The organism is Paenibacillus sp. T2-29, from assembly GCF_052921365.1.
Window position 1 is genome coordinate 38,556 of the sequence record NZ_JBREVE010000017.1, and the last position, 22,790, is coordinate 61,345.

40 protein-coding genes and 1 pseudogene are annotated in these 22,790 nt (G+C 43.8%); 3 read left to right on the top strand and 38 right to left on the bottom strand.

Translation table 11 applies throughout. From position 1 onward, the window contains the following. The 3 genes from ACU1JV_RS26825 to ACU1JV_RS26835 are packed head-to-tail and all read right to left on the bottom strand — an operon-like array spanning position 1 to position 1,321. Positions 1-756 carry a Rha family transcriptional regulator gene (locus tag ACU1JV_RS26825; RefSeq protein ID WP_446724753.1) on the bottom strand — a complete coding sequence of 252 codons (756 nt, stop codon included), beginning with the start codon at positions 754-756 and terminating at the stop codon, positions 1-3. After that, positions 753-1,088 carry a DUF771 domain-containing protein gene (locus tag ACU1JV_RS26830; protein ID WP_279836121.1) on the bottom strand — a complete coding sequence of 112 codons (336 nt, stop codon included), beginning with the start codon at positions 1,086-1,088 and terminating at the stop codon, positions 753-755. The genes ACU1JV_RS26825 and ACU1JV_RS26830 overlap by 4 nt, the downstream gene beginning before the upstream one ends. Then, positions 1,064-1,321 carry a hypothetical protein gene (locus ACU1JV_RS26835; protein WP_023990550.1) on the bottom strand — a complete coding sequence of 86 codons (258 nt, stop codon included), beginning with the start codon at positions 1,319-1,321 and terminating at the stop codon, positions 1,064-1,066. Before ACU1JV_RS26835 ends, ACU1JV_RS26830 begins: the two co-directional genes overlap by 25 nt. Before the next feature lie 204 nt (positions 1,322-1,525). On the opposite strand from ACU1JV_RS26835, the pseudogene ACU1JV_RS26840 reads away from it, so the two are divergent. The 3 genes and pseudogenes from ACU1JV_RS26840 to ACU1JV_RS26850 form a co-directional block, all read left to right on the top strand. Then, positions 1,526-1,762 (top strand): annotated as a pseudogene (locus tag ACU1JV_RS26840) (helix-turn-helix domain-containing protein); the annotation flags it as partial. A gap of 255 nt (positions 1,763-2,017) precedes the next feature. Then, entirely contained in the window at positions 2,018-2,896 is an 879-nt protein-coding gene (locus ACU1JV_RS26845) for an ImmA/IrrE family metallo-endopeptidase (protein WP_446724754.1), read from the top strand. 18 nt (positions 2,897-2,914) lie between these two features. Further along, positions 2,915-4,111, top strand: coding sequence for a tyrosine-type recombinase/integrase (locus ACU1JV_RS26850; RefSeq protein ID WP_446724755.1), 1,197 nt, complete (start codon positions 2,915-2,917; stop codon positions 4,109-4,111). A 100-nt stretch (positions 4,112-4,211) separates the two neighbouring features. Here the strand turns inward: ACU1JV_RS26850 and rpsI are convergent, their stop codons facing one another. The 35 genes from rpsI to tuf form a co-directional block, all read right to left on the bottom strand. Next, positions 4,212-4,604 (bottom strand): 30S ribosomal protein S9, encoded by a 393-nt coding sequence (gene rpsI / locus ACU1JV_RS26855; protein ID WP_013373250.1) that lies wholly within the window; start codon positions 4,602-4,604, stop codon positions 4,212-4,214. Positions 4,605-4,624: 20 nt separating this feature from the next. Further along, a complete protein-coding gene (gene rplM / locus ACU1JV_RS26860) occupies positions 4,625-5,062 on the bottom strand; it encodes a 50S ribosomal protein L13 (RefSeq protein WP_013373251.1) in 438 nt (145 codons plus the stop codon). Positions 5,063-5,245: 183 nt separating this feature from the next. After that, entirely contained in the window at positions 5,246-6,031 is a 786-nt protein-coding gene (truA, locus tag ACU1JV_RS26865; RefSeq protein WP_025365929.1) for a tRNA pseudouridine(38-40) synthase TruA, read from the bottom strand. Between the two features lie 151 nt (positions 6,032-6,182). Beyond that, positions 6,183-6,548: a 50S ribosomal protein L17 gene (rplQ, locus tag ACU1JV_RS26870; RefSeq protein WP_013373253.1), complete on the bottom strand. Its 366-nt coding sequence runs from the start codon at positions 6,546-6,548 to the stop codon at positions 6,183-6,185. A 34-nt stretch (positions 6,549-6,582) separates the two neighbouring features. Next, positions 6,583-7,527, bottom strand: a complete 945-nt coding sequence (locus ACU1JV_RS26875) for a DNA-directed RNA polymerase subunit alpha (protein WP_013373254.1) — start codon at positions 7,525-7,527, stop codon at positions 6,583-6,585. 135 nt (positions 7,528-7,662) lie between these two features. Further along, entirely contained in the window at positions 7,663-8,058 is a 396-nt protein-coding gene (rpsK, locus tag ACU1JV_RS26880) for a 30S ribosomal protein S11 (RefSeq protein ID WP_007432559.1), read from the bottom strand. Positions 8,059-8,077: 19 nt separating this feature from the next. Then, positions 8,078-8,446: a 30S ribosomal protein S13 gene (gene rpsM, locus ACU1JV_RS26885; RefSeq protein WP_007432560.1), complete on the bottom strand. Its 369-nt coding sequence runs from the start codon at positions 8,444-8,446 to the stop codon at positions 8,078-8,080. A gap of 21 nt (positions 8,447-8,467) precedes the next feature. Then, positions 8,468-8,581 (bottom strand): 50S ribosomal protein L36, encoded by a 114-nt coding sequence (gene rpmJ / locus ACU1JV_RS26890; protein WP_003333770.1) that lies wholly within the window; start codon positions 8,579-8,581, stop codon positions 8,468-8,470. Positions 8,582-8,699: 118 nt separating this feature from the next. After that, a complete protein-coding gene (gene infA, locus ACU1JV_RS26895; RefSeq protein WP_006212898.1) occupies positions 8,700-8,915 on the bottom strand; it encodes a translation initiation factor IF-1 in 216 nt (71 codons plus the stop codon). Positions 8,916-8,917: 2 nt separating this feature from the next. After that, positions 8,918-9,226 carry a KOW domain-containing RNA-binding protein gene (locus ACU1JV_RS26900; RefSeq protein WP_013373256.1) on the bottom strand — a complete coding sequence of 103 codons (309 nt, stop codon included), beginning with the start codon at positions 9,224-9,226 and terminating at the stop codon, positions 8,918-8,920. A gap of 9 nt (positions 9,227-9,235) precedes the next feature. Next, on the bottom strand, positions 9,236-9,775 hold the full coding sequence (locus ACU1JV_RS26905; RefSeq protein ID WP_413987082.1) for a M24 family metallopeptidase: 540 nt from the start codon (positions 9,773-9,775) through the stop codon (positions 9,236-9,238). A gap of 5 nt (positions 9,776-9,780) precedes the next feature. Continuing rightward, complete coding sequence (locus tag ACU1JV_RS26910; protein ID WP_013373258.1) at positions 9,781-10,425, bottom strand: adenylate kinase; 645 nt, start codon at positions 10,423-10,425, stop codon at positions 9,781-9,783. Between the two features lie 90 nt (positions 10,426-10,515). Beyond that, entirely contained in the window at positions 10,516-11,814 is a 1,299-nt protein-coding gene (secY, locus tag ACU1JV_RS26915) for a preprotein translocase subunit SecY (protein ID WP_013373259.1), read from the bottom strand. Then, on the bottom strand, positions 11,814-12,254 hold the full coding sequence (gene rplO / locus ACU1JV_RS26920) for a 50S ribosomal protein L15 (protein ID WP_013312149.1): 441 nt from the start codon (positions 12,252-12,254) through the stop codon (positions 11,814-11,816). The genes secY and rplO overlap by 1 nt, the downstream gene beginning before the upstream one ends. Positions 12,255-12,297: 43 nt before the next feature. Then, positions 12,298-12,483: a 50S ribosomal protein L30 gene (gene rpmD / locus ACU1JV_RS26925; RefSeq protein ID WP_013373260.1), complete on the bottom strand. Its 186-nt coding sequence runs from the start codon at positions 12,481-12,483 to the stop codon at positions 12,298-12,300. A 12-nt stretch (positions 12,484-12,495) separates the two neighbouring features. Beyond that, positions 12,496-12,993: a 30S ribosomal protein S5 gene (gene rpsE, locus ACU1JV_RS26930; protein WP_013373261.1), complete on the bottom strand. Its 498-nt coding sequence runs from the start codon at positions 12,991-12,993 to the stop codon at positions 12,496-12,498. A gap of 27 nt (positions 12,994-13,020) precedes the next feature. Continuing rightward, positions 13,021-13,389 carry a 50S ribosomal protein L18 gene (gene rplR / locus ACU1JV_RS26935; RefSeq protein WP_007432568.1) on the bottom strand — a complete coding sequence of 123 codons (369 nt, stop codon included), beginning with the start codon at positions 13,387-13,389 and terminating at the stop codon, positions 13,021-13,023. Between the two features lie 115 nt (positions 13,390-13,504). Further along, on the bottom strand, positions 13,505-14,047 hold the full coding sequence (gene rplF, locus ACU1JV_RS26940; protein ID WP_013373263.1) for a 50S ribosomal protein L6: 543 nt from the start codon (positions 14,045-14,047) through the stop codon (positions 13,505-13,507). Between the two features lie 33 nt (positions 14,048-14,080). Then, on the bottom strand, positions 14,081-14,479 hold the full coding sequence (gene rpsH / locus ACU1JV_RS26945) for a 30S ribosomal protein S8 (protein WP_007432570.1): 399 nt from the start codon (positions 14,477-14,479) through the stop codon (positions 14,081-14,083). A gap of 32 nt (positions 14,480-14,511) precedes the next feature. Then, the gene (locus tag ACU1JV_RS26950; protein ID WP_010348808.1) at positions 14,512-14,697 is read right to left on the bottom strand and encodes a type Z 30S ribosomal protein S14; all 186 of its coding nucleotides are present in this window, start codon (positions 14,695-14,697) and stop codon (positions 14,512-14,514) included. 75 nt (positions 14,698-14,772) lie between these two features. Continuing rightward, positions 14,773-15,318, bottom strand: a complete 546-nt coding sequence (gene rplE, locus ACU1JV_RS26955; protein WP_007432571.1) for a 50S ribosomal protein L5 — start codon at positions 15,316-15,318, stop codon at positions 14,773-14,775. Between the two features lie 31 nt (positions 15,319-15,349). Beyond that, complete coding sequence (rplX, locus tag ACU1JV_RS26960) at positions 15,350-15,703, bottom strand: 50S ribosomal protein L24 (RefSeq protein ID WP_013312155.1); 354 nt, start codon at positions 15,701-15,703, stop codon at positions 15,350-15,352. Positions 15,704-15,739: 36 nt separating this feature from the next. Continuing rightward, on the bottom strand, positions 15,740-16,108 hold the full coding sequence (gene rplN / locus ACU1JV_RS26965) for a 50S ribosomal protein L14 (RefSeq protein WP_007432573.1): 369 nt from the start codon (positions 16,106-16,108) through the stop codon (positions 15,740-15,742). A 34-nt stretch (positions 16,109-16,142) separates the two neighbouring features. Then, entirely contained in the window at positions 16,143-16,406 is a 264-nt protein-coding gene (gene rpsQ / locus ACU1JV_RS26970) for a 30S ribosomal protein S17 (RefSeq protein WP_007432574.1), read from the bottom strand. Positions 16,407-16,456: 50 nt separating this feature from the next. Further along, complete coding sequence (gene rpmC / locus ACU1JV_RS26975) at positions 16,457-16,654, bottom strand: 50S ribosomal protein L29 (protein ID WP_007432575.1); 198 nt, start codon at positions 16,652-16,654, stop codon at positions 16,457-16,459. Further along, a complete protein-coding gene (gene rplP, locus ACU1JV_RS26980; RefSeq protein WP_007432576.1) occupies positions 16,644-17,078 on the bottom strand; it encodes a 50S ribosomal protein L16 in 435 nt (144 codons plus the stop codon). Before rplP ends, rpmC begins: the two co-directional genes overlap by 11 nt. A gap of 2 nt (positions 17,079-17,080) precedes the next feature. Then, positions 17,081-17,746: a 30S ribosomal protein S3 gene (gene rpsC / locus ACU1JV_RS26985; RefSeq protein WP_007432577.1), complete on the bottom strand. Its 666-nt coding sequence runs from the start codon at positions 17,744-17,746 to the stop codon at positions 17,081-17,083. Positions 17,747-17,759: 13 nt separating this feature from the next. Continuing rightward, entirely contained in the window at positions 17,760-18,092 is a 333-nt protein-coding gene (rplV, locus tag ACU1JV_RS26990) for a 50S ribosomal protein L22 (protein WP_007432578.1), read from the bottom strand. Positions 18,093-18,127: 35 nt separating this feature from the next. Continuing rightward, complete coding sequence (gene rpsS / locus ACU1JV_RS26995) at positions 18,128-18,406, bottom strand: 30S ribosomal protein S19 (RefSeq protein WP_007432579.1); 279 nt, start codon at positions 18,404-18,406, stop codon at positions 18,128-18,130. 72 nt (positions 18,407-18,478) lie between these two features. After that, positions 18,479-19,309, bottom strand: a complete 831-nt coding sequence (rplB, locus tag ACU1JV_RS27000) for a 50S ribosomal protein L2 (RefSeq protein ID WP_016818651.1) — start codon at positions 19,307-19,309, stop codon at positions 18,479-18,481. A gap of 30 nt (positions 19,310-19,339) precedes the next feature. Continuing rightward, positions 19,340-19,630: a 50S ribosomal protein L23 gene (gene rplW / locus ACU1JV_RS27005; RefSeq protein ID WP_013373266.1), complete on the bottom strand. Its 291-nt coding sequence runs from the start codon at positions 19,628-19,630 to the stop codon at positions 19,340-19,342. Further along, positions 19,630-20,253, bottom strand: a complete 624-nt coding sequence (gene rplD / locus ACU1JV_RS27010) for a 50S ribosomal protein L4 (RefSeq protein ID WP_013312160.1) — start codon at positions 20,251-20,253, stop codon at positions 19,630-19,632. The genes rplW and rplD overlap by 1 nt, the downstream gene beginning before the upstream one ends. Before the next feature lie 26 nt (positions 20,254-20,279). Further along, on the bottom strand, positions 20,280-20,903 hold the full coding sequence (rplC, locus tag ACU1JV_RS27015) for a 50S ribosomal protein L3 (protein ID WP_013312161.1): 624 nt from the start codon (positions 20,901-20,903) through the stop codon (positions 20,280-20,282). Positions 20,904-20,935: 32 nt separating this feature from the next. Then, positions 20,936-21,244: a 30S ribosomal protein S10 gene (gene rpsJ / locus ACU1JV_RS27020; protein ID WP_005544556.1), complete on the bottom strand. Its 309-nt coding sequence runs from the start codon at positions 21,242-21,244 to the stop codon at positions 20,936-20,938. Between the two features lie 341 nt (positions 21,245-21,585). Continuing rightward, positions 21,586-22,776 carry an elongation factor Tu gene (gene tuf, locus ACU1JV_RS27025; RefSeq protein ID WP_013373267.1) on the bottom strand — a complete coding sequence of 397 codons (1,191 nt, stop codon included), beginning with the start codon at positions 22,774-22,776 and terminating at the stop codon, positions 21,586-21,588. Between the last annotated feature and the right edge of the window lie 14 nt (positions 22,777-22,790).

Below are 22,790 nucleotides of genomic sequence, written 5' to 3' on the forward strand. Positions count from 1 at the left end.
TTAGGTTAATGTCCCAATGGACAATTCCTTAATAATTGTGGTGTAAATCTCTTTTAACTTCGGATCGGCCTCTATTACGTCCAATCGGTTTGTCTCTGCTATCTTGGTTTTGGTGGCTCCAGTCTCTTGAAGCCGATCCCTGAGATTACGCAAACGGCGGTTAAGATCGCATTTAGCCCGACTTTCCAACATTTCATAACTCCGCGTCCTCAAATCTCGGAACAATCCTCCTGACCGCCTAGCTGCTCCGTTGAGCATCCCATTTAGCTTGTCTCTCCAATCGTCGTCACGCTGCAAAATTGTTTCCTGTATTACAGCAACACGTTTGTCTGTCGCATCCTGACGCTCAATGATTGCCTGTTGCTGTTGCTCCTGTTGAATTAATAGCTGGAGAATAGGACTTAGTTGGGTTGTGTCTACGGCTGCTGCCTGTAGCTGCTGTCGCATACGCTTAAACTCTGCCAGAAACTTAACTTTCATCTTCATGGCTTCTGGAGTCGTATATGACATTGCCACAATAGCAAAAGCATCTTCTGTCATATCGAATTTCGGGTACCATTGTCTGTTTTGATGATGTTGATACTGGGTTTCCCCAAAGTTGGAGACACCCCATTCAGCTTCCCCAGCCTCTTGAAGCTTGTTAAGCTGCTGGCGAATATCTCTCATTACATGGTCATGGTCTTTTCCGAACACCTTAGCAACGGTCAAACTATCTGTGACGGCTTGTCCTTCGTGTATAAATACCAACTGAGTCATGCTATTCCCCCTTTATTGCTGACACCTCTATGAGAAGGACAATTCAAATAATGAAAGTGCTTATCTAAGAAAGCACTCATTTCTGGCCCTCGAATCATCCAACGTCCACCATCACAGCCATTGGTGATAACTGACATTTCACTTTTATAATTAGGATTAAGTAAGATGTTTTCCAACAGCCAGTCACGTTTGCGACAGGTTTCTAATTCTAATCGCTTCATATCCCACCAAGATCCATTTCCAAACCCCTCAAGCGATTTTTTTATCTCTTTTTCTGCTAGATCCCGAATAAACTCAGGATCAATGACTATTTTGAAATTTGGGGATACCATTCTACCTCCTCCTTTACTACTTTAGATTTGAAATCAATTTCTGTTGAAAACAGATATTCAATTTCGCATTCTGGGAAAAACTTATTTTTAATCATTTGAGCCTCATCATAGTAAAATCTGAATCTGCCATGTACTTTATCGCTCACTGTTCCTCGTCTCATTTTTAGATCGCGAGAGATATCTGAAATTGTTACTCCTTTTTTTTTCATTTCTGAGCGAAGATTTCTGTACAGCATCGCCTGCCCCCCTTCCTCATGAACGATATTTCGTTCGTCTTGTTTTGAACTATAAACGATATTTCGTTCATGGTCAAGTGGGCAAAATGAATTTCATACTAAATTTCGTACAAAATTCATTTACAACATTATTGTCTTAATGTAATATATAGTCATGTACGAAATATCGTACAATAAAGAAACGTGGGGGTTAGGGTTAACGTGGAAAGAGCCAAAGTGATATCACGATTGATCGAAGAAAAAGGATACAGTAGACGAGCTTTCGCAGAGTCAGTAGGGATTCCATCAACCACGCTTCAGTCAATGTTAACTCGTGGTGTAGGTGGAGCTGCAATTGATAATGTTTTAAAGGTTACGAAGGGACTCGGAATTACAATAGATGAACTTGAGAGACTTGCGTCAGGTAAGGAAGAAATTTCAGCCTTGGAAGCAGCTGAAATAGCTGAATTTGAGGCATTTATTAAGAATCCTGAACACGGGATATTTTTCAAGGATTATTTAGAAGCGCCAGAGGAACGAAAACGGGAGTTAATGCAATTTTGGAAATTCATTCAGGAAACAGAAAAAAACCGTAAGCCCAAAGATCGCCAAGGAGAATAATTATTTCATACCATTAATCGCGGTTTCAGCCAGCGGGCTGTCTCCTCCTACCCATACATACGAACATATATTCTTGTTTACAGGAGAATTGCCATGATATCTCATTATGAAGCTACATACTTGGAACACTCTATAGAAAATATGTATTTAAAGAATGGTATTACTGAACCTCAACATATAACCATCGAAAAAATTACTGCTGCTTTGAATATATGGATTTATCCATCTTCACAAAAAAGCAAGGCGTATGAATCAGCAGCGGGATTACGCAGCGTACTTTTGGATAATCGCTTGCCCTTGAAGGAACAACGTATTGAGTTTCTTCACGAAGTCAGCCATTTGCTTAGGCACTCAGGCAATCAAATGATTATGCCTAAAGCATTTGTAGAACTCCAAGAAGCCGATGCCGATCAATTCGTCCTTTATGCTTCAATGCCTTTTTTTATGCTGTCTAGATTCAAGCTCCCAGCCTTATACAACGATGCCCTTTTATATCTATCTGATATATTCGAGGTCCCTATTTATCTGGCTAGAAAAAGATTGAATCAAATCATGAGAAGGAATTATGAAGGGCAAATACGGACAAATATTGAACAGCAAACCAATACTGCGAAAGGGGTGATGTCTAAAAAAATACCACAGATTTGTGAACCAACAATTTATGCCTATTACGATCCATCTTTTACTTATGAGGGTCCGTCCCAATTGGTATTCCATCTAGATGAAATTACGTTAACTCAAAAAAGAGAACTTCCAATACCTTTGAATGGTCCTTTTAAGCAGATCGAAATTGATGAATTATTGCACTTTGAAGGGGTGAAAATTCTCCAGCATGACATTGTTTATTTCGAACCTGGAAATATAAAGCTCATGCTAGGCCGAATAAGTCGCAGATACGGCACAGGTGCTAAAACTTTACTATTGCAAATGAAGGACTTAGAAGAAGTTATAAATCGAGGTAGAATTTATTGATTCTTGGAGGAATGTATTATGGCAAGCTTTCAGAAGTACACAACAAAGAAAGACGGAACTATGTGGCTGTATAAATATTATACTGGTGAAATTAATCCAGTAACGGGGAAGAAAAAACCGTCCACCAAACGTGGTTTTAAAACTAAAGCAGAAGCAAAGTTAGACGCAGCTCAAACTGAAAAGGAAGTAGCTGATGGTACGTTCATTAAACAGGATAAGACAATTACTTTTGAAGAGGTTTATGAGCAGTGGTACGAAACAAACTCCCCCACTTTCAAGCCACCAACCAGGAAGGCGGTTCGTTCAAAATTCAAAAGTCAGATTCTGCCTCACTTCGGTAATGTAAAAATAAACGATATAACCCGTTCGTATTGCCAAGAAGTGATTAATAAAATAGCCAAAAAAATAAAATCAGTAGAAAACATGAAGATGTATGCCAATCAAGTTTTCGAGTTTGCAATCCTGATGGAAATAAGTAAGAGCAATCCAATGGAAGGTGTTATCATTCCAAAAAAAGAAAGTGATCATTTAGCGGAGGGAAAGAAGATGAGAAATTATTGGGAAAAACACGAAATAAAAAAATTCCTTGGAATAACCAAACAAGCATACAGCTATCGTGATCACTTGATGTTTCACCTATTAATTTATACTGGCGCGAGAAAAGGAGAAGTTCTCGCCTTGCGTTGGAACGATATTGATTTTAGAGAAAAAACAATTAATTTCGATAAAACATTGTTTTTTGATAAAAAAACTTTTACACCTTTGACCTCTAAAACACCTGCTTCCAGACGTGTTCTTAGTTTAGACGACACAACCCTTGCCTTACTAAAAAAACACCGTACAGAGCAAAGCAGAGGCATTGTGCAGCCAATAGGTTCTAACGATGACAGAATGGTATTTACACGTGAGGATGGAACACCAATTCGCTTGGCCTATCCAAACGACAAACTGAATGAAATCATTCGTTCTAACAAATTACACAAAATAACCGTACATGGCTTAAGACATACCCATGCATCCCTTTTATTTGAAGCTGGGGCCAGCATTAAAGAAGTTCAGGAACGTCTTGGACATTCAGATATTAAAATGACTATGAACATTTACACGCATGTAACAAAAGCAGTAAAAGAAAAAACTGCTGATCGGTTTGAAAAATTCATGGAGTTTGAACCTCCAATCGCTGGTTCAGATGTGGTCACGAATGATCAAGAATAATAAAAATGGTCAAAATATGGTCACGACACTTTCTAGCTCAAAATTAAAGCCCCTGACCAGTGAAGGCCAAGGGCTGAAATTCCTTGATACACAAGGGATATTAACGTTTCGAGAACTGTGGTGCACGACGAGCGGCTTTGAGGCCGTATTTTTTACGTTCTTTCATACGTGGGTCACGAGTCAAGAATCCTGCTTTTTTCAAAGCTGGACGGAATTCTGGGTCTGCTTTCAACAGAGCACGGGAAATACCGTGACGGATTGCGCCTGCTTGACCAGAGATACCACCACCATGAGCGATAACGAGTACGTCATAGCTGCCAAGTGTTTCTGTCAGATTCAGTGGTTGTTTTACGATCAGTTTGAGAGTTTCCAAACCGAAATACTCATTAATATCACGCTTATTGATGACAATGCGTCCTTCACCCGGTACGAGACGAACACGAGCTACCGAATGTTTACGACGACCTGTCCCATAGTATTGTACTTGTGCCATGAAACTGTCCTCCCTTTTAATTATCCGCGAAGTTCGTAAACTTCAGGTTTTTGTGCTGCATGTGGATGCTCTGTACCTCTGTAAGCTTTAAGTCTCAGCTTCATTTTGTCGCCTTGACGAGTTTTAGGAAGCATACCGTGAACAGCCAATTCCAACATACGTTCAGGTTTGTTCTTAACCATATCTTGTGCAACTGTTACTTTCAGACCACCTGGGTGCAGGGAGTGACGATAGTATTTCTTGTTCTCCATTTTTTTACCGGTCAATACGATTTTCTCCGCATTGATTACAACAACAAAATCACCTGTGTCCACATGTGGTGTAAACTGTGGCTTGTGTTTGCCGCGAATCAACGCAGCCGCTTCGCTTGCCAGACGGCCGAGCGTTTTGCCTTCGGCATCAATGATGTGCCAGTTGCGCTCAACTTCATTTGGCTTCGCCATATACGTAGTACGCATGAAAAGTATCCTCCTTAAGTTCGTTAACAGAAATCATCATTTATCTTCGTTCGTTAAGTTGCTGCATTATTGATGGATTAGATGTTGCTATAAAGTGATTATCTTAATTGGGGCTGTGGGAAAGCCATTAAGAAAACACAACTTTTATATTACAGGATAACCATCAATTCTGCAAGGGAAAAATCAATGTTTTTTGATGTTTTCTTCGTACTCTACATTCCAGAGCGTTAAAGCATGTCCAACGGCAGTAGGCCCGGCCTTTGAACGGTTTTTTGCTTCCAAAATGGAAGGAATATCATCCGGCGATTTTTTGCCTTCTCCCACTTCCAGCAAAGTCCCCATTATAATCCGGACCATGTGCTGCAAAAATCCGCTACCTGTAATATACGTATGAATAATTCCCTGATCATCCGACCCTGGACGCGAAAAGGAATGGTCTACCGTTATATAGGCTTCGTAAATAGTGCGAACATGGTTCGTCTTTTGGGAACGTCGAGATGCGAACGAAGTATAGTCAAAGGTGCCCACTAAATGAGCCAACCCCTTTTCCATCGCTCTTACATCCAGACTCGTTGGATGATGGGCCTGTGTACGACGGTGAAAGATGTCTGGAAAACGGTTCGCATTAATACTGTACCGATACGTCTTCCGCTTCGCCATGCGGCGTGCATGAAAGGACAGTGGCACCTCTCTCGCATCCGTAACGATGATATCACGAGGCAGCCAGGCATTAAGTGCCAGACACCAGCGATGTATCGGAATCGGCGATTCAGTATGAAAATTGAATACCTGCCCGTATGCATGCACACCTGCATCTGTCCGTCCTGAGCCCGTAATTTTCAGACGTTCGCCCGTCAATGAGTATATAGCATTTTCAAGGCAGTCCTGAATAGTGTTGCCACTAGGTTGCGTCTGAAAGCCATCATAGTGGGTTCCATCATAGTTCACCTTCATGCACAAGTTCCGCATGCTTCTCACACCTTTGTAGGGGTATTCTCTGGCCTTACAGGAAATAACCGAACATAACAAAGGAGAAGCCCCTCAAGGACTCCTCCAAGAGAAAAAAAGGGTTGTTCAGAATCAAGCCGATTCTGTCCACCCTTCCCTCATCTTCGCCTGTTTACGCGCGGTCAACCAATTCCAGATATACCATTGGAGCGGCGTCGCCACGACGAGGTCCCAGTTTCAGGATACGAGTGTATCCACCTGGACGCTCATTGTAACGTGTAGCCAATTCGCTAAACAGCTTTTGGATTGCATCCTGCTCACCATCCAAAGTTTCACGGCGAACGAACGCAGCCACTTGACGACGTGCGTGCAGATCTCCTTTTTTCGCTTTGGTGATCAGTTTTTCAGCAATAGAACGAACTTCTTTCGCTTTAGCCTCAGTAGTTTGGATACGCTCATACAAGAACAGATCGGTTACCAAATCACGAAACAAAGCTTTACGGGCACTAGAATTACGGCCCAATTTTTGGTATGCCATGTAGTTTCCCCTCCTTCACAAAAACGTTGCTGTGCTATTCTTCCGTACGAAGTCCTAAACCAAGTTCCTCGAGCTTCTCTTGTACTTCTTCCAAAGATTTGCGACCCAAGTTACGGACCTTCATCATATCTTCTTCAGATTTAGTCGTGAGTTCTTGTACCGTATTGATACCAGCGCGCTTAAGGCAGTTATAGGAACGGACGGAGAGATCCAGCTCTTCGATCGTCATTTCAAGAACTTTTTCTTTTTTGTCTTCTTCTTTTTCGACCATAATTTCTGCATCTTTTGCTTCATCCGTGAGACCCACGAATAGCATCACATGCTCGGTCAAAATTTTGGCTCCAAGGCTCACAGCTTCTTCAGGACGAATAGTTCCGTCAGTCCAAACCTCAAGTGTCAGCTTGTCATAATTCGTAACCTGGCCGACACGCGTATTTTCTACGCCGTAGTTCACGCGTGCAATCGGAGTGTAGATGGAGTCGACGGGAATGACGCCGATCGGCTGGTCATCACGTTTATTCCGATCCTGCTTAACGTAACCGCGACCGCGATTGGCAAAAATACGCATGTGAAGTCTCGAACCCGGTCCGAGCGTTGCAATGTGAAGATCCGGATTAAGAATTTCCACATCACTATCCGCACGGATATCACCTGCCGTTACAACTCCTTCGCCTTCCGCATCGATTTCGAGTACTTTCTCTTCATCTGAGTGGATTTTAAGCGATAAAGCTTTCAAGTTCAGAATGATCTCCGTTACGTCTTCCTTCACACCGGGAACCGTTGCAAACTCGTGCAGAACCCCATCGATCTGAACCGATGTGACTGCTGCCCCCGGTAACGAGGATAACAGAATACGGCGAAGCGAGTTCCCAAGCGTCGTACCGTATCCGCGTTCCAGCGGTTCTACTACGAATTTTCCATAGGTGCCATCATCATTGACGTCAACCGTCTCAATTTTCGGCTTTTCGATTTCTATCACTGCAATATCCCTCCTTCAAAACGTCGCTCCTATATGAAACATTCACCTTATCCATAGTCTATCATGCAGTATACCTAAACATCCATTCTTGGCAGTTTGTGCCAGATCTATACTACACGCAGAGGAGAAATCTCATTAGACGCGACGACGTTTTGGAGGACGGCATCCGTTATGAGGTACCGGAGTTACGTCTTTGATCAGGTTAACTTCCAGACCAGCAGCTTGCAAAGAGCGGATTGCTGCTTCGCGACCTGCACCAGGTCCTTTAACCATGACTTCGACTGTCTTCATGCCGTGTTCCATAGCAGCTTTAGCAGCAGTTTCTGCGGCCATTTGCGCTGCGAATGGAGTAGATTTACGGGAACCACGGAATCCCATGCCGCCTGAGCTGGCCCAAGAGATTGCGTTACCGTGTGGATCTGTGATCGTAACGATCGTGTTGTTGAACGTGGAACGGATGTGTGCCACGCCACTCTCGATATTTTTACGGTCACGGCGTTTTGTGCGTACAACTTTTTTCGGTTTAGCCATTGAATGTTATCCTCCCTTCTTATTTCTTCTTGTTCGCTACAGTCCGACGAGGACCTTTACGGGTACGAGCATTAGTTTTAGTACGTTGTCCGCGAACAGGCAATCCACGACGGTGACGAACACCACGGTAGCAGCCAATCTCAGTCAGACGTTTAATATTCAAGGAAATTTCACGACGCAGATCGCCTTCTACTTTAACTTCTTTGTCGATCGTTTCACGTAATTTGCTCACTTCATCTTCAGTCAAATCACGAACACGCGTGTTTGCACTGATGCCTGTTTCCTTCAAAATTTTCTGAGAAGTCGTCTTACCGATTCCGAAAATGTAAGTCAAGGCGATCTCAACGCGTTTGTCACGTGGCAAATCCACACCAGCTATACGAGCCATTTTACGCTACACCCCCTTCTATTAACCTTGTTTTTGTTTGTGTTTCGGATTTTCGCAAATAACCATTACATTCCCTTTGCGGCGAATGACTTTGCATTTCTCGCAAATAGGTTTTACAGAAGGTCTTACCTTCATGTTGATTACCTCCTCCAAGCTTTACCCTGGTAAAACTCGCTTCGTGAACATTCACATCGTTTTGCCGAGCAAAACAAGTTTTTTTAAATGACATACGTTTAATAAAAACCTGCATGAATTACTTGCGGTACGTTATACGGCCTTTGGTTAAATCGTAAGGCGATAACTGTACAACCACCTTGTCGCCTGTCAAAATACGGATAAAGTGCATCCGCAGCTTTCCGGAAACATGAGCAAGAATTTGATGACCGTTCTCCAGCTCTACCTTGAACGTAGCGTTCGGCAGTGGCTCGATTACCGTACCTTCAACCTCAATGACATCTTCTTTGGCCAAAGTCAGTCTCCTTTCTCTTCAGCTTGGTATTCGGACGAGTCCAGGAAAGTTTTCACTGCATGCCGCAGTTTTCCGTTCGTCACCCGACCGCTTTCGTTTAAACTATTTACAATCTCGCTACTAATCTTTGGCTGAGGCACCAAATGAAGAACATTTTTCTTCTTCGCTTGATCAAACTTTCGTTTATCCCCATCCGCAATATACACAAACCTGCTATCTGCTATTGAAACGACAACCGCAATCTGTCCGGCACCTCTGCCTTTCAGAATCTTCACCAGCTGACCGATTTGCAGGTTTCCTTGCTGATTCATTCCAATCACCTACGCACTCAGTTTCGTGAAAATGTCCATGTCGTCCGCTTCGTCCGTCACCAATTGCTCATAAGGAGTACAAGAGATTACGTTCATCGTAACGACCGTCCAGTTGTCTTCTAGCGTCCCTACAAGGTGAGTACCTATTGGAATCATTGATTCAATAGCCAGCACAATGCCGGTTTTCAGCCTCGGTCCCTGCTCGGAAATACCACGGTTTGGATTCTCAATATATTGCCGAATGGCATGCGACATTGTAAACTGGCGAGTTTTTGTAAGGACATCGCCTTTGTTTAACTTGCGTTTGCCGGGAAATCCGTGCACCAGTTGTTCGTTGACTGAAGCGCAAATGCTAGCAGGAAAACCGTTATAACCTTTAAAAGACGGCACAGCTCCCTGACTGCGAATATACCGATCAGCTAAATGATCAAGTTCACCGGTCGTAATACCGGGCTCGATGTGTCCTGCTAAGAAATGACTCGTTGCCGAATTCATTTTCCTAGCTTTCCTCATAAAGCTTGATTCCGTCCCCGACTTGCAAATGATCATTACAGCTAACCCCGCAACAAGGACACGATATTTTGGGAAACCACATCAATATCCTGTTCTCCGTCAATATGACGCAGAAGATTCTGGTTCTCATAAAACGTGAGGAGTGGTGCTGTTTTATTACTATATTCGTCAAGTCGTGTTCTTACGCTATCTTCGTTATCGTCAGGACGCTGATAGAGTTCACCACCGTCTTTATCGCAAATGCCTTCAACCTTAGGAGGATTAAAGACAATATGATAGCTAGCTCCGCAGCTTTTACAAACTCGCCGTCCTGTGATTCGTGCCAACAAGTTGTCACGATCCACTTTCAGGTTGATGACATCATCCAGCTTCGTGTTCAAACGACCCAAAATTTGATCCAAGGCTTCAGCTTGAGCTAAAGTTCTTGGAAAACCGTCTAGCAAGAAACCTTTCTTGCAATCCGGCTGCTGTAGTCGTTCTTCAACGATACCGATTGTTACATCATCCGGAACAAGTTCACCCTTGTCAATATACTCTTTGGCTTTAATGCCAATAGGTGTTCCCTGTTTCATCGCTAGGCGAAACGCATCACCTGTCGAGATATGAGGAATGCCGAACTCCTTCACAATGACATCTGCTTGTGTACCTTTACCAGCCCCCGGAGGGCCCATGATCAAAATATTCACAATCTGTCACTCCTCAAGACGACCCCTACACAAGAAACAGCACAAAAGGTGCCGGTAAGCATGCGAACATCCTATGCCGGTACCTATTGCCTATTTGTTGATGAAGCCTTTGTAATGGCGTTTGATCAGTTGGCTTTCGATTTGCTTCATCGTATCCAATGCTACACCAATAATGATGAGCAATGAAGTACCGCCAATTTGCACGGAACGAGGCAAGCCCGAAAGCGAACCGAAGAATACCGGCAAAACGGATATGACTGCCAGGAACAAAGCTCCTGTCATTGTCAAACGTGACATTACTCGTGTCAAGTATTTCTCCGTAGCTTTACCTGGGCGAATACCCGGGATATAACCGCCGTTTTTCTTCATGTTGTCGGCCATTTGCTGCGGATTCATCTGTACAAAGGTATAGAAGAATGTGAAACCGATAATCATTACGACATACAAAACCATGCCCAGCGGCTTGTCATAATACAAGTAAGTGGTAATCCACTTAGCCCAAGCATGATCTGCCCAGAAACTCGCAATAATTGTCGGGAATTGCAGCAATGATACCGCAAAGATTACCGGAATAACGCCTGCCGCATTTATTTTCATCGGAATATGCGTATTCTGGCCACCGTACATCTTGTTGCCAACTACACGTTTAGCGTATTGTACTGGAATTTTCCGAATACCTTGTTGGATGTAGATAACACCCACAATAATCAGAACAACCACCAAGGCAATGATAATTGCCTTCAGGATATTCATAAACAGCTGATCTGCTTGAATAAACTGAGATTCTACAATCGTCCGAATATGTCTTGGAATACCTGCCGCGATCCCTGCAAAGATTACAATAGAGATACCATTACCGATTCCCTTTTCGGTAATTTGCTCACCGAGCCACATAAGGAACGTAGTCCCTGCTGTAAGCACAATGGCAATAACCAGATAATCGGCAAAAGTAGCACCTGGAATCATTGCTGCACCGTACAGTCGATTGAAACCAATCGACGTTCCGAATGCTTGGATTAAGCCCAGTATTACAGTACCATACCGTGTAATTTGAGCCAATTTCTTTTTACCATGCTCTCCTTGTTTAGCCCATTCCGCAAGTTTCGGAATCACGTCCATTGACAGCAACTGTACAATGATGGACGCTGTAATATATGGCATAATCCCGAGGGCGAAGATCGAAAACTGATACAACGCGCCCCCTGAGAAGGTGTTAAGGAGTCCAAACAACTCGCTTCCTGCCTGATCCTGAGAAGTAAAGACTTGCTTATTCACACCGGGAACCGGCACGAAGGAGCCAATACGATATACAAAGAGTATAAACAGGGTAAACAGGATTCGGGTTCTAAGATCCTCAACCCGCCATATATTTTTCAGGGTCTTGAACATTAGATCACCTCGGTTTTACCGCCGGCAGCTTCAATTTTCTCTACCGCAGATTGAGAGAACTTGTTCGCTTTAACTGTCAATTTCACAGTGATTTCACCGTTACCCAGAATTTTAATCCCGGATTTCGCGTTCTTCACAATACCATTGTTCAGCAAAAACTCAGGGCTTACTTCTGTACCCGCTGCAAAACTGTTCAAATCTTCGATATTCAAAACCGCATACTCTTTACGAGTAGGATTTACGAAACCGCGTTTAGGCAAGCGACGATACAGTGGGTTTTGACCACCCTCGAAGCCCGGACGTACACCACCGCCGGAACGAGCGTTTTGACCCTTATGACCACGACCAGAAGTTTTACCCGTACCGCTACTAGGACCACGACCCAAACGCTTACGTTCTTTGCGAGAGCCTGGAGCTGGGGAAAGCTCATGTAACTTCATCGTTCGTTGCACCTCCTTGATTATTGTTAAAATACTTTATTTCTTAAGCCTCGATTTCTTTAACAGAAACCAAATGGCTAACTTGATTAATCATCCCGCGAATCGCTGCATTGTCGGGTTGAACTACTTTATGGTTGATTTTACGCAAGCCGAGCGTTTTAACAGTCGTTCTCTGAGTACCAGGACGGCCGATCAACGAACGAACGAGGGTAATTTCTAATTTCGCCATGATATTCCCTCCTTAGCCCAGCAGCTCTTCGATGGATTTGCCGCGCAATTTAGCAACATCTTCAGCGCGTTTCAAGCGGGACAAACCTTCCAAAGTCGCATTGACCATATTCATGGAATTCGAAGAACCCAAAGATTTTGTCAAGATATCACCTACACCAGCAAGTTCCAGAACAGCACGAACCGGACCACCAGCGATAACCCCAGTACCTTCCGATGCCGGTTTCAACAGAACCCGGCCAGCACCGAACTTACCTGTAACAAGGTGAGGAATTGTTGTGCCTACGAGTGGAACGTGAACCAGGTTTTTCTTAGCATCTTCAATACCTTTGCGAATCGCATCAGGTACTTCGCCCGCTTTACCGATTCCAGCGCCTACCCAGCCGTTGCCGTCGCCCACTACTACCAGAGCACTGAAGCTAAAACGGCGTCCGCCTTTGACAACTTTAGCTACACGATTAATATTTACTACTCTTTCAGTCAGTTCCAAAGTATTCGGATCTACACGCAAGTCGTTAACCTCCTTTTGAGAAATATCTTAGAATTCAAGGCCTGCTTCGCGAGCTGCATCAGCCAAAGCTTGAATCCGTCCATGATACAAGTATCCACCACGATCAAATACGATGTTAGCATGGCCTTTTTCTTTCGCACGTTTAGCAACGAGTTCGCCAACCTTACGAGCTGCTTCTACACTACCACCGTTTTTGATTTCGCTGCTCAGCTCTTTATCCATAGTGGATGCAGAAACCAATGTTACACCAGCAACATCATCAATCAGTTGTGCGTAGATATGCTTGGAAGAGCGGAATACGTTCAAACGAGGACGTACAGCCGTACCTTCGATTTTCTTACGTACACGCAGATGTCTTCTGACACGCGCTTTATTTTTATCTTGTTTTGTAATCATCTCAAGTTTTCACTCCCTTCAGTTTGCCTTTTAAAACTTTATACTAAGACGCACTGGGTAAAAAAGAAGTACAAGTCTTTCCAGTAGAAAGACCGCACAAAAGTCGGTAAGAAACTTATTTCTTCTTACCGGCTTTACCTTCTTTACGAATGATGCGCTCGCCTTCGTATTTAATCCCTTTACCTTTGTACGGTTCAGGTTCACGAACGGAACGGATTTTAGCAGCATAGGCACCTACGCGCTCTTTATCAATTCCGCGAACAATGATTTTAGTGTTCGAAGGAACTTCGAATTCGATGCCCGCTTCCGGTGAAATTTCAACCGGATGAGAGTATCCAACGTTCAGAACGATTTTATCTCCGGATTTGCTTGCACGATATCCGACCCCAACCAGCTCCAGAGATTTTGAAAAGCCTTCAGTTACACCACTTACCATGTTATTGACAACGCTGCGGGTTGTTCCATGCAAAGAGCGGTGAAGTTTGTTGTCCGAAGGACGAACTACATTAATTTCATTATTTTCCACAGTAACGGACATGTCTTTATGAAGCTCACGAGTCAATGTTCCTTTAGGACCTTTAACTGTGATCACTGTGTTGTTCAAAGTCACGTCAACACCACTTGGTACTGTGATTGGTTTACGACCAATACGGGACATATCTGTTGCACCTCCTATCTTTTAAACGTTAAATTACCAAACGTAGCAAACCACTTCTCCGCCGGCTTTGGACTGACGTGCTTCTTTGTCGGTCATGATACCTTTGGATGTTGAAATGATTGCGATCCCGAGTCCACCCAGTACGCGTGGAATCTCATTGCTCTTCGTGTAAACGCGAAGACCTGGTTTACTGATTCTTTTCAAACCTGTGATAACACGCTCGTTGTTCGCACCGTATTTCAAGAAAATACGGATGATCCCTTGTTTGCTATCTTCAACAAATTCCGCATCACGAATGAATCCTTCACGTTTCAGGATGTCGGCGATTTGTTTTTTCATTGTTGATGCAGGCATTTCTACTGTTTCGTGGCGAACAGTGTTCGCGTTACGAATACGAGTAAGCATATCTGCAATTGGATCAGACATAGTCATTGTGTATAAACCTCCTTCCCAAACAGGACTTTTTACCAGCTTGCTTTTTTCACGCCAGGAATCTGGCCTTTATAAGCTAATTCACGGAAGCAAATTCTGCAGATCTTAAACTTTTGCAGCACCGAATGTGGACGACCACAACGTTCGCAACGAGTATAAGCACGAACTTTAAACTTTGGTGCGCGTTGTTGTTTGACTTTCATTGAAGTTTTTGCCACTTAGCCTGACACCTCCTAAATAGTTTCGGAGAACAGGGTGTCTTTAAATCAGACGCCCGAAACGTTATGCCAACATTATTTCGCGAAAGGCATGCCCAGCTGAGTCAGAAGCTCACGGGACTCTTCGTCAGTCTTGGCAGTCGTTACGATAACGATATCCATACCACGAACTTTATCAACTTGATCGTACTCGATTTCCGGGAAGATCAACTGTTCTTTCAAACCAAGCGTGTAGTTACCACGTCCGTCGAAAGCTTTTGTTGATACGCCATGGAAGTCACGTACGCGAGGGAGTGTGATGTTGAACAATTTGTCCAAGAAATAATACATACGCTCGCCACGAAGTGTTACCTTTACACCGATCGGCATGTTTTCACGCAATTTAAAACCTGCAATAGATTTTTTTGCGCGAGTGATAACTGGTTTTTGACCAGCGATCAGCTGCATGTCGTTGAGAGCCGAATCAAGTACTTTGGAGTTTTGGACTGCGTCGCCAACACCCATGTTGATTACAACTTTCTCGATTTTAGGCACTTGCATCACTGTTGTATAGTTGAACTTCTGCATCAAAGCAGGAGTGATTTCTTTCAAGAAACGTTCTTTCATTCTTGTTGTTGCCATGAATCATAGTCCTCCTTTCTTCAAAAAATAATTAGTCGATCACTTCGCCTGAACGTTTTGCAATACGCACTTTTTTTCCGTTGTCCAAAACCTTGTAACCCACACGAGTTACTTTTCCGCTCTTCGGATCAATGTGCATAACGTTGGAAACGTGAATCGGAGCTTCTTTCTCGATGATGCCGCCTTGTGGATTCAGCTGATTAGGCTTTTGGTGTTTTTTAATCATGTTAACACCTTCCACAAGCACACGGTTTTGACGAGGGTAAGCAGCGATAACGCGACCTTTTTTACCTTTATCTTTACCTGTAATCACCAGAACAGTATCGTCTTTTTTGACGTGCAGCTTGTTGTTATGGGATTCCAGAACTTTTTTCACTTTTGGCATTTCGTACACCTCCTACGGGCACATTTTAAGGTGAATTTAGATCACTTCCGGAGCCAAGGAAACGATTTTCATGAAGTCTTTATCACGAAGTTCGCGAGCAACTGGTCCGAAAATACGAGTACCGCGTGGGCTCTTGTCTTCTTTAACGACCACTGCTGCGTTCTCATCAAATCCGATGTAGGAACCGTCTTTACGGCGGATAGAACGTTTAGTACGAACGACAACCGCTCTTACTACATCACCCTTTTTGACAACGCCGCCTGGTGTTGCTTGTTTTACGGAACAAACGATCAGGTCACCAATTTGAGCTGTACGACGTCCCGTACCACCGAGCACACGGATACACATCAGTTCCTTCGCGCCGGAATTGTCAGCCACAGTCAAACGTGTAAATGGTTGAATCATTTATTTATCCTCCTTTCGGAAAAACTACACTACATTAGATTATAACAGCTTTTTCAACGATTTCGACCAGTCTCCAGTTTTTGTCTTTGGACAAAGGACGAGTTTCCATGATTTTAACAGTATCACCGATTTGTGCAGTGTTGTTTTCATCATGAGCTTTGAATTTTTTAGTCACTTTAATGCGTTTATGGTAGAGATCATGTTTTTTGTAAGTTTCTACAGCAATCACAATCGTTTTATCCATTTTGTCGCTGACTACTTTACCGACTAATACTTTACGGGCATTACGTTCGCTCATTGTTGGCCTCCTTCCTAATTACAGGCGGAATTTCCACCCGGTCTAATATCTTAGCTAATCCCAAGTTCTCTTTCACGGATCACAGTTTTAGCACGAGCAATTTCCTTACGCACAGCACCGATCCGAGTCGGGTTATCAAGCTGACCGGTAGCGAGTTGAAAACGAAGGTTGAAAAGTTCTTCTTTAAAACCAGAGATCTTTTGTTCGATTTCAGCAGTGGTAAGGTTGCGGAATTCACTAGCCTTCATTTGCTTCACCACCCAATTCTTCACGTTTCACAAACTTAGTTTTGATTGGCAGTTTGTGAGCGGCAAGACGCATTGCTTCACGAGCAATCTCTTCCGGTACACCAGCAAGTTCAAACATGATCTTACCTGGTTTCACTACTGCAACCCATTTTTCTACGTTACCTTTACCACTACCCATACGAACCTCAAGAGGCTTTTGAGTAATTGGTTTGTCAGGAAAAATTTTAATCCAAACCTTACCACCACGTTTGATGTAACGAGTCATCGCAATACGAGCAGCTTCGATTTGACGGTTAGTGATCCATGCTGGTTCAGTAGCTTGCAAACCGTACTCACCAAAATTCAGTGTAGTACCGCCTTTTGCACGACCCTTCATGTGACCACGTTGTTGTTTACGATGTTTTACGCGTTTAGGTACCAACATGATTAGTTGCCTCCTTCCTGAGGAGCTTGTTTCTTAGCTGGAGGAAGAACCTCTCCACGATAGATCCATACTTTTACGCCAAGACGGCCATAAGTAGTATGAGCTTCTGCTGTACCGTAGTCGATGTCAGCACGAAGTGTATGCAGTGGAACAGTTCCTTCGCTGTATCCTTCGGAACGAGCGATTTCGGCACCGCCAAGACGTCCGCCTACTTGAGTTTTAATTCCTTTTGCACCGGAACGCATAGTTCTTTGAATTGCTTGTTTCAACGCACGACGGAAAGAAACACGACGTTCCAATTGTTGTGCAATGCTTTCAGCAACAAGAATTGCATCCAGTTCAGGATTTTTAATTTCAGAGATATTGATGTGTACCTTTTTACCGCCTGCGATTTTAGTGATTTCATTACGCAGATTTTCAACTTCGGAACCACCCTTACCGATAACCATACCTGGTTTCGCAGTGTGAATCGTTACGTTGACACGGTTAGCTGCTCTCTCGATTTCAACACGGGATACAGCGGAGTCTTTCAATCTTTTCTTCAGATGCTCACGAATCTTAACGTCTTCCAGCAAAAGATCACCGAAATCTTTGCCTGCATACCATTTGGATTCCCAATCACGGATAATACCGATTCGGAGTCCGACGGGATTTACCTTTTGGCCCACACGTTTTCCCTCCTTATTTTTCAGATACCACCAGAGTAATATGACTGGTGCGTTTATTGATGCGGCTTGCACGACCCATTGCACGCGGGCGGAACCGTTTCATTGTAGGACCTTGGTTTACAAAAACCTCAGACACTACCAATTTATTTACGTCCATAGAGTAGTTGTGATCTGCGTTCGCGATAGCAGAATTCAACAATTTCTCAACGACTGGAGAAGCGGATTTCGGAGTGTGACGAAGAATTGCAATCGCCTCACCTACCTGCTTGCCACGAATCAAATCGATAACAAGTTTCACTTTGCGAGCGGAAATCCGCACGGATTTAGCATGTGCTTTTGCTTCCATTGAGTTACCTCCTCTCAAACACTACGCTGTGTTGATTATCTTCTTGTTTTCTTATCGTCATCCGTATGGCCTTTGTACGTACGCGTTGGAGCGAATTCGCCCAATTTGTGTCCAACCATATCTTCCGTTACGTATACAGGCACGTGTTTACGACCATCATATACACCAAACGTGTGTCCGATAAATTGCGGGAAAATCGTAGAGCGACGGGACCAAGTTTTGATCACGACTTTTTTGTCAGACTCGTTCAAAACCTCTACTTTTTTCAACAGGTAACCATCAATAAATGGTCCTTTTTTGAGACTGCGACCCATTTGTGAATCCTCCCTTCGTTAAAACGTAGTCGTTCTTTAATATGTTAACGTGCGACTTAAGCGCACGTTTTATTACTTAGTACGACGACGAACGATGTACTTATCAGATGCTTTGCCTTTTTTACGTGTCTTGTAACCAAGGGTTGGTTTACCCCATGGAGACATTGGAGATTTACGTCCGATTGGAGCGCGACCTTCACCACCACCGTGTGGGTGATCGTTAGGGTTCATAACAACACCGCGAACTTCAGGACGTTGTCCCAACCAACGACTACGACCAGCTTTACCGATCTTAACAAGTTCGTGGTCTTCGTTACCAACAGATCCAATTGTAGCACGGCAAACTTTCAGAATGCGACGCACTTCACCAGAGGTCAAACGAATTGTAACATACTTCTCTTCTTTACCAAGAAGTTGGGCTTCCGTACCAGCAGCACGAACAAGTTGGCCACCTTTACCCGGTTTCAATTCGATATTGTGGATAACCGTACCTACTGGAATGTTTTCCAATGGCAAGGAGTTACCGATTTTAATGTCGGAGTCCGGACCGGATACCACTACATCTCCTACTTTCAGACCTTTAGGAGCGATGATGTAACGTTTTTCACCATCCACATAGTGGATAAGTGCGATGTTGGACGTACGGTTTGGATCATATTCGATCGTAGCAACGCGACCCGGTATTCCATCTTTGTTACGTTTGAAGTCAATAATACGGTATTTACGTTTGTGTCCGCCGCCATGATGACGAACTGTAATTTTACCTTGGTTATTACGTCCAGCTTGCTTGCTCAGAGGTGCCAGCAACGATTTCTCGGGCTGATTTGTTGTGATCTCCTCGAAAGTAGATACAGACATTGCACGTCTGGCCGGGGACGTCGGTTTATACTTTTTAATTGGCACTGAGTTTCCCTCCTTACTTTACAGATTCAATTATACTGTTTCAAAAAACTCAAGCGGCTTACTGTCTTTGCTCAGCGTTACGAACGCTTTTTTCCACTCGCTCGTATAGCCGGAATGACGACCGTAGCGTTTTGGTTTCGCAGGCACACGAAGTGTATTAACGTTACTTACTTTCACGTTAAAAATCGCTTCGATTGCTTTTTTAACTTCGACTTTATTGGAACGAATGTCAACTTCGAAAACATATTTCAAGTCATTCATCATACCAGCCGTACGTTCGGTGATAATCGGACGTTTGATAATATCACGAGGATCCTTCATTACGCGAGCACCTCCTCTACCTTCTGAACTGCTTCCTTCGTAATGATCAGTTTGTCGTGTCCGAGCACATCAAGAACATTAATGCCGTCTGCGGCTACAAACTTCACACCAGGAATATTACGAGCGGACAGTGCTACATTGTCATCATAGCTAGGAGCTACAATCAATGCTTTACGATCAGCTTTAAGGTTATTCAAAATGGCTGCGAATTCTTTCGTTTTAGGTCCGTTCAGTGTAAGAGCGTCCAATACGATGATTTCATTCTCAATCACTTTGGATGACAGTGCCGATTTGATCGCCAGACGACGAACTTTTTTAGGCAATTTGTAAGCATAGCTGCGTGGAGTCGGACCGAATACAGTACCGCCACCAACCCATTGTGGTGCACGAATTGAACCTTGACGAGCGCGACCAGTACCTTTTTGTTTCCAAGGTTTACGTCCGCCGCCACGTACTTCAGAACGTCCTTTTACTTTGTGAGTACCTTGACGCAGGGAAGCCAATTGCATAACAACAGCGTCATGAAGAACGTGTTTATTCGGTTCGATACCGAACACTGCATCGTTCAATTCAATTTCGCCAACTTGGCTGCCGCTAATATTAAATAGTGCTACTTTTGGCATTTTGTGTTCCTCCTTTCCTCAGTTGATTATTTTTTCACCGTTTCTAATACTTTAACGAAGCTGTTTTTAGGTCCTGGAATGGAACCTTTCACGAGCAATACATTACGTTCTGTATCGATCTTAACAACTTCAAGGCGTTGAATCGTTACCGTTTCATGCCCCATGTGTCCTGGCAAGTGTTTACCTTTAGGAACGCGGTTAGCTTGAATGGAACCCATAGAACCTGGACCTCTGTGGTAACGCGAGCCGTGTGCCATTGGTCCGCGGCTTTGTCCCCAACGTTTGATAACGCCGGCAAAACCTTTACCTTTAGAAATACCTGTTACGTCAACGAATTCGCCTTCTGTGAAGACATCAGCCTTCAGTTCTTGGCCAACCTCGTACGCAGCAAGGTCGATGCCACGAAGTTCACGAACGTAGCGCTTAGGTGCAGTATTTGCTTTTTTAGCATGCCCTGCTTCAGGTTTGTTGGATCTTTTTTCTTTTTTATCAGAGAATCCGAGTTGGATAGCTTCGTATCCATCGTTTTCCAGATCTTTCTTTTGCAGAACAACACAAGGACCAGCTTCGATAACCGTAACAGCAAGTACGTTACCTTCAGGGGTAAACACTTGAGTCATTCCGAGTTTTTTTCCTAAGATACCTTTCATGTTGACACCTCTTTTCTTTTCCTGATTACATATTACAATTTAATTTCGATATCTACACCGGACGGCAGGTCCAAGCGCATCAAGGCATCCACAGTTTGTGGAGTCGGATTAACAATGTCGATCAAACGCTTGTGTGTGCGCATTTCGAATTGTTCCCGAGAATCCTTGTACTTGTGTACCGCACGGAGAATAGTAATGATTTGTTTTTCAGTTGGCAGCGGGATTGGTCCGGAAACACCTGCACCCGAACGTTTAGCTGTTTCAACAATTTTCTCAGCGGATTGATCAAGAATTCTGTGATCGTAAGCTTTCAAACGAATACGAATTTTTTGCTTTGCCATTTTAGTCCCTCCTTCTATCGCCCAATTTGGTATCGGACATACTCCGTGAAAATTTTCCGACAGTCCTCCCATGGCAAAGGGGCCGGGTGTGTCAGTAACCTCTCACATCATCGCACAGTCACAAACAACATTAGTTATTATATCGAATACTTCTGCCTATTGCAAGCAAAAACGCAAAAAACCAATGCATCTTATTTTCAAAGATAACAATTGTGCTCGTAGCTTGCAATTTTCCTCAAGAGAAAAGCCCTCGCACCATGGCAAGGGCTCGTTTTACTTCGTTCCAATACGATGTTACTCGTTCCAGTACAATGTTGCTATATTCAAGGCTCGTAGCCTTATTATTTGGAGATTGTTGCTACAGCGCCTGCACCAACTGTACGTCCACCTTCACGAATGGAGAACTTAGTTCCTTCTTCAATCGCGATTGGGCTGATCAGTTGAACAGTAACCGTAATGTTATCACCAGGCATTACCATTTCGGAACCTTCTGGCAGAGTAATGATACCAGTTACGTCAGTTGTACGGAAGTAGAACTGTGGACGGTAACCAGTGAAGAAAGGTTTGTGACGTCCGCCTTCTTCTTTAGTCAAAACGTAGATTTGAGCAGAGAATTCTGTATGTGGGTTAACAGAACCTGGTTTAGCCAATACTTGGCCACGCTCGATTTGTGCACGATCTACACCGCGAAGCAGTGCGCCGATGTTGTCACCAGCTTGAGCGGAGTCAAGCAATTTACGGAACATTTCTACGCCTGTTACTACGGATTTACGGGATTCTTCTTGAATACCGATGATTTCGATTTCGTCGCCCACTTTAACAGTACCACGCTCTACACGGCCTGTAGCAACTGTACCACGACCAGTGATGGAGAATACGTCCTCGACAGGCATAAGGAAAGGCTTGTCAGTGTCGCGTTCTGGAGTTGGGATGTAAGTGTCGATTGTTTCGAACATTTCAACGATTTTCTTAGCCCAGTCGCCATCTGGGTTTTGCAGTGCTTCACGAGCGGAACCACGAGTGATTGGAGTGTCGTCGCCTGGGAAGTCATACTCGCTCAGCAAGTCGCGAACTTCCATTTCAACCAATTCCAGCAACTCTTCGTCTTCAACCATGTCGCATTTGTTCAGGAATACAACGATGTATGGAACACCTACTTGACGGGACAAGAGGATGTGTTCACGAGTTTGCGGCATAGGACCGTCAGCTGCGGATACAACCAGAATCGCTCCGTCCATTTGTGCAGCGCCAGTGATCATGTTTTTAACATAGTCGGCGTGACCTGGGCAGTCAACGTGTGCATAGTGACGGTTAGGTGTTTCGTATTCCACGTGTGCAGTGGAGATTGTGATACCGCGTTCGCGCTCTTCTGGAGCTTTATCGATTTGATCGAATGCTACAGCAGCACCACCGTAAGTTTTGGAAAGTACAGTTGTGATTGCAGCAGTCAAAGTTGTTTTACCATGATCGACGTGACCAATTGTACCGATATTAACGTGCGGTTTGTTACGTTCAAACTTAGCCTTTGCCATTTGAACAATTCCTC

Coding starts and splice junctions, on each gene's coding strand:
- ACU1JV_RS26825 (WP_446724753.1), bottom strand. CDS start 756: ATGACTCAGTTGGTATTTATACACGAAGGACAAGCCGTCACAGATAGT.
- ACU1JV_RS26830 (WP_279836121.1), bottom strand. CDS start 1,088: ATGGTATCCCCAAATTTCAAAATAGTCATTGATCCTGAGTTTATTCGG.
- ACU1JV_RS26845 (WP_446724754.1), top strand. CDS start 2,018: ATGATATCTCATTATGAAGCTACATACTTGGAACACTCTATAGAAAAT.
- ACU1JV_RS26850 (WP_446724755.1), top strand. CDS start 2,915: ATGGCAAGCTTTCAGAAGTACACAACAAAGAAAGACGGAACTATGTGG.
- rpsI (WP_013373250.1), bottom strand. CDS start 4,604: ATGGCACAAGTACAATACTATGGGACAGGTCGTCGTAAACATTCGGTA.
- rplM (WP_013373251.1), bottom strand. CDS start 5,062: ATGCGTACTACGTATATGGCGAAGCCAAATGAAGTTGAGCGCAACTGG.
- truA (WP_025365929.1), bottom strand. CDS start 6,031: ATGCGGAACTTGTGCATGAAGGTGAACTATGATGGAACCCACTATGAT.
- rplQ (WP_013373253.1), bottom strand. CDS start 6,548: ATGGCATACCAAAAATTGGGCCGTAATTCTAGTGCCCGTAAAGCTTTG.
- rpsK (WP_007432559.1), bottom strand. CDS start 8,058: ATGGCTAAACCGAAAAAAGTTGTACGCACAAAACGCCGTGACCGTAAA.
- rpsM (WP_007432560.1), bottom strand. CDS start 8,446: ATGGCTCGTATAGCTGGTGTGGATTTGCCACGTGACAAACGCGTTGAG.
- rpmJ (WP_003333770.1), bottom strand. CDS start 8,581: ATGAAGGTAAGACCTTCTGTAAAACCTATTTGCGAGAAATGCAAAGTC.
- ACU1JV_RS26900 (WP_013373256.1), bottom strand. CDS start 9,226: ATGAATCAGCAAGGAAACCTGCAAATCGGTCAGCTGGTGAAGATTCTG.
- ACU1JV_RS26905 (WP_413987082.1), bottom strand. CDS start 9,775: ATGATCATTTGCAAGTCGGGGACGGAATCAAGCTTTATGAGGAAAGCT.
- secY (WP_013373259.1), bottom strand. CDS start 11,814: ATGTTCAAGACCCTGAAAAATATATGGCGGGTTGAGGATCTTAGAACC.
- rplO (WP_013312149.1), bottom strand. CDS start 12,254: ATGAAGTTACATGAGCTTTCCCCAGCTCCAGGCTCTCGCAAAGAACGT.
- rpmD (WP_013373260.1), bottom strand. CDS start 12,483: ATGGCGAAATTAGAAATTACCCTCGTTCGTTCGTTGATCGGCCGTCCT.
- rplR (WP_007432568.1), bottom strand. CDS start 13,389: ATGATTACAAAACAAGATAAAAATAAAGCGCGTGTCAGAAGACATCTG.
- rplF (WP_013373263.1), bottom strand. CDS start 14,047: ATGTCCCGTATTGGTCGTAAACCAATCACAGTACCAAGTGGTGTTGAC.
- rpsH (WP_007432570.1), bottom strand. CDS start 14,479: ATGACTATGTCTGATCCAATTGCAGATATGCTTACTCGTATTCGTAAC.
- rplE (WP_007432571.1), bottom strand. CDS start 15,318: ATGGCAACAACAAGAATGAAAGAACGTTTCTTGAAAGAAATCACTCCT.
- rplX (WP_013312155.1), bottom strand. CDS start 15,703: ATGCCAAAAGTGAAAAAAGTTCTGGAATCCCATAACAACAAGCTGCAC.
- rplN (WP_007432573.1), bottom strand. CDS start 16,108: ATGATTCAACCATTTACACGTTTGACTGTGGCTGACAATTCCGGCGCG.
- rpsQ (WP_007432574.1), bottom strand. CDS start 16,406: ATGAGCGAACGTAATGCCCGTAAAGTATTAGTCGGTAAAGTAGTCAGC.
- rpmC (WP_007432575.1), bottom strand. CDS start 16,654: ATGAAGGCTAGTGAATTCCGCAACCTTACCACTGCTGAAATCGAACAA.
- rplP (WP_007432576.1), bottom strand. CDS start 17,078: ATGTTGGTACCTAAACGCGTAAAACATCGTAAACAACAACGTGGTCAC.
- rplV (WP_007432578.1), bottom strand. CDS start 18,092: ATGGAAGCAAAAGCACATGCTAAATCCGTGCGGATTTCCGCTCGCAAA.
- rpsS (WP_007432579.1), bottom strand. CDS start 18,406: ATGGGTCGCAGTCTCAAAAAAGGACCATTTATTGATGGTTACCTGTTG.
- rplW (WP_013373266.1), bottom strand. CDS start 19,630: ATGAAGGATCCTCGTGATATTATCAAACGTCCGATTATCACCGAACGT.
- rplD (WP_013312160.1), bottom strand. CDS start 20,253: ATGCCAAAAGTAGCACTATTTAATATTAGCGGCAGCCAAGTTGGCGAA.
- rplC (WP_013312161.1), bottom strand. CDS start 20,903: ATGAAAGGTATCTTAGGAAAAAAACTCGGAATGACTCAAGTGTTTACC.
- rpsJ (WP_005544556.1), bottom strand. CDS start 21,244: ATGGCAAAGCAAAAAATTCGTATTCGTTTGAAAGCTTACGATCACAGA.
- tuf (WP_013373267.1), bottom strand. CDS start 22,776: ATGGCAAAGGCTAAGTTTGAACGTAACAAACCGCACGTTAATATCGGT.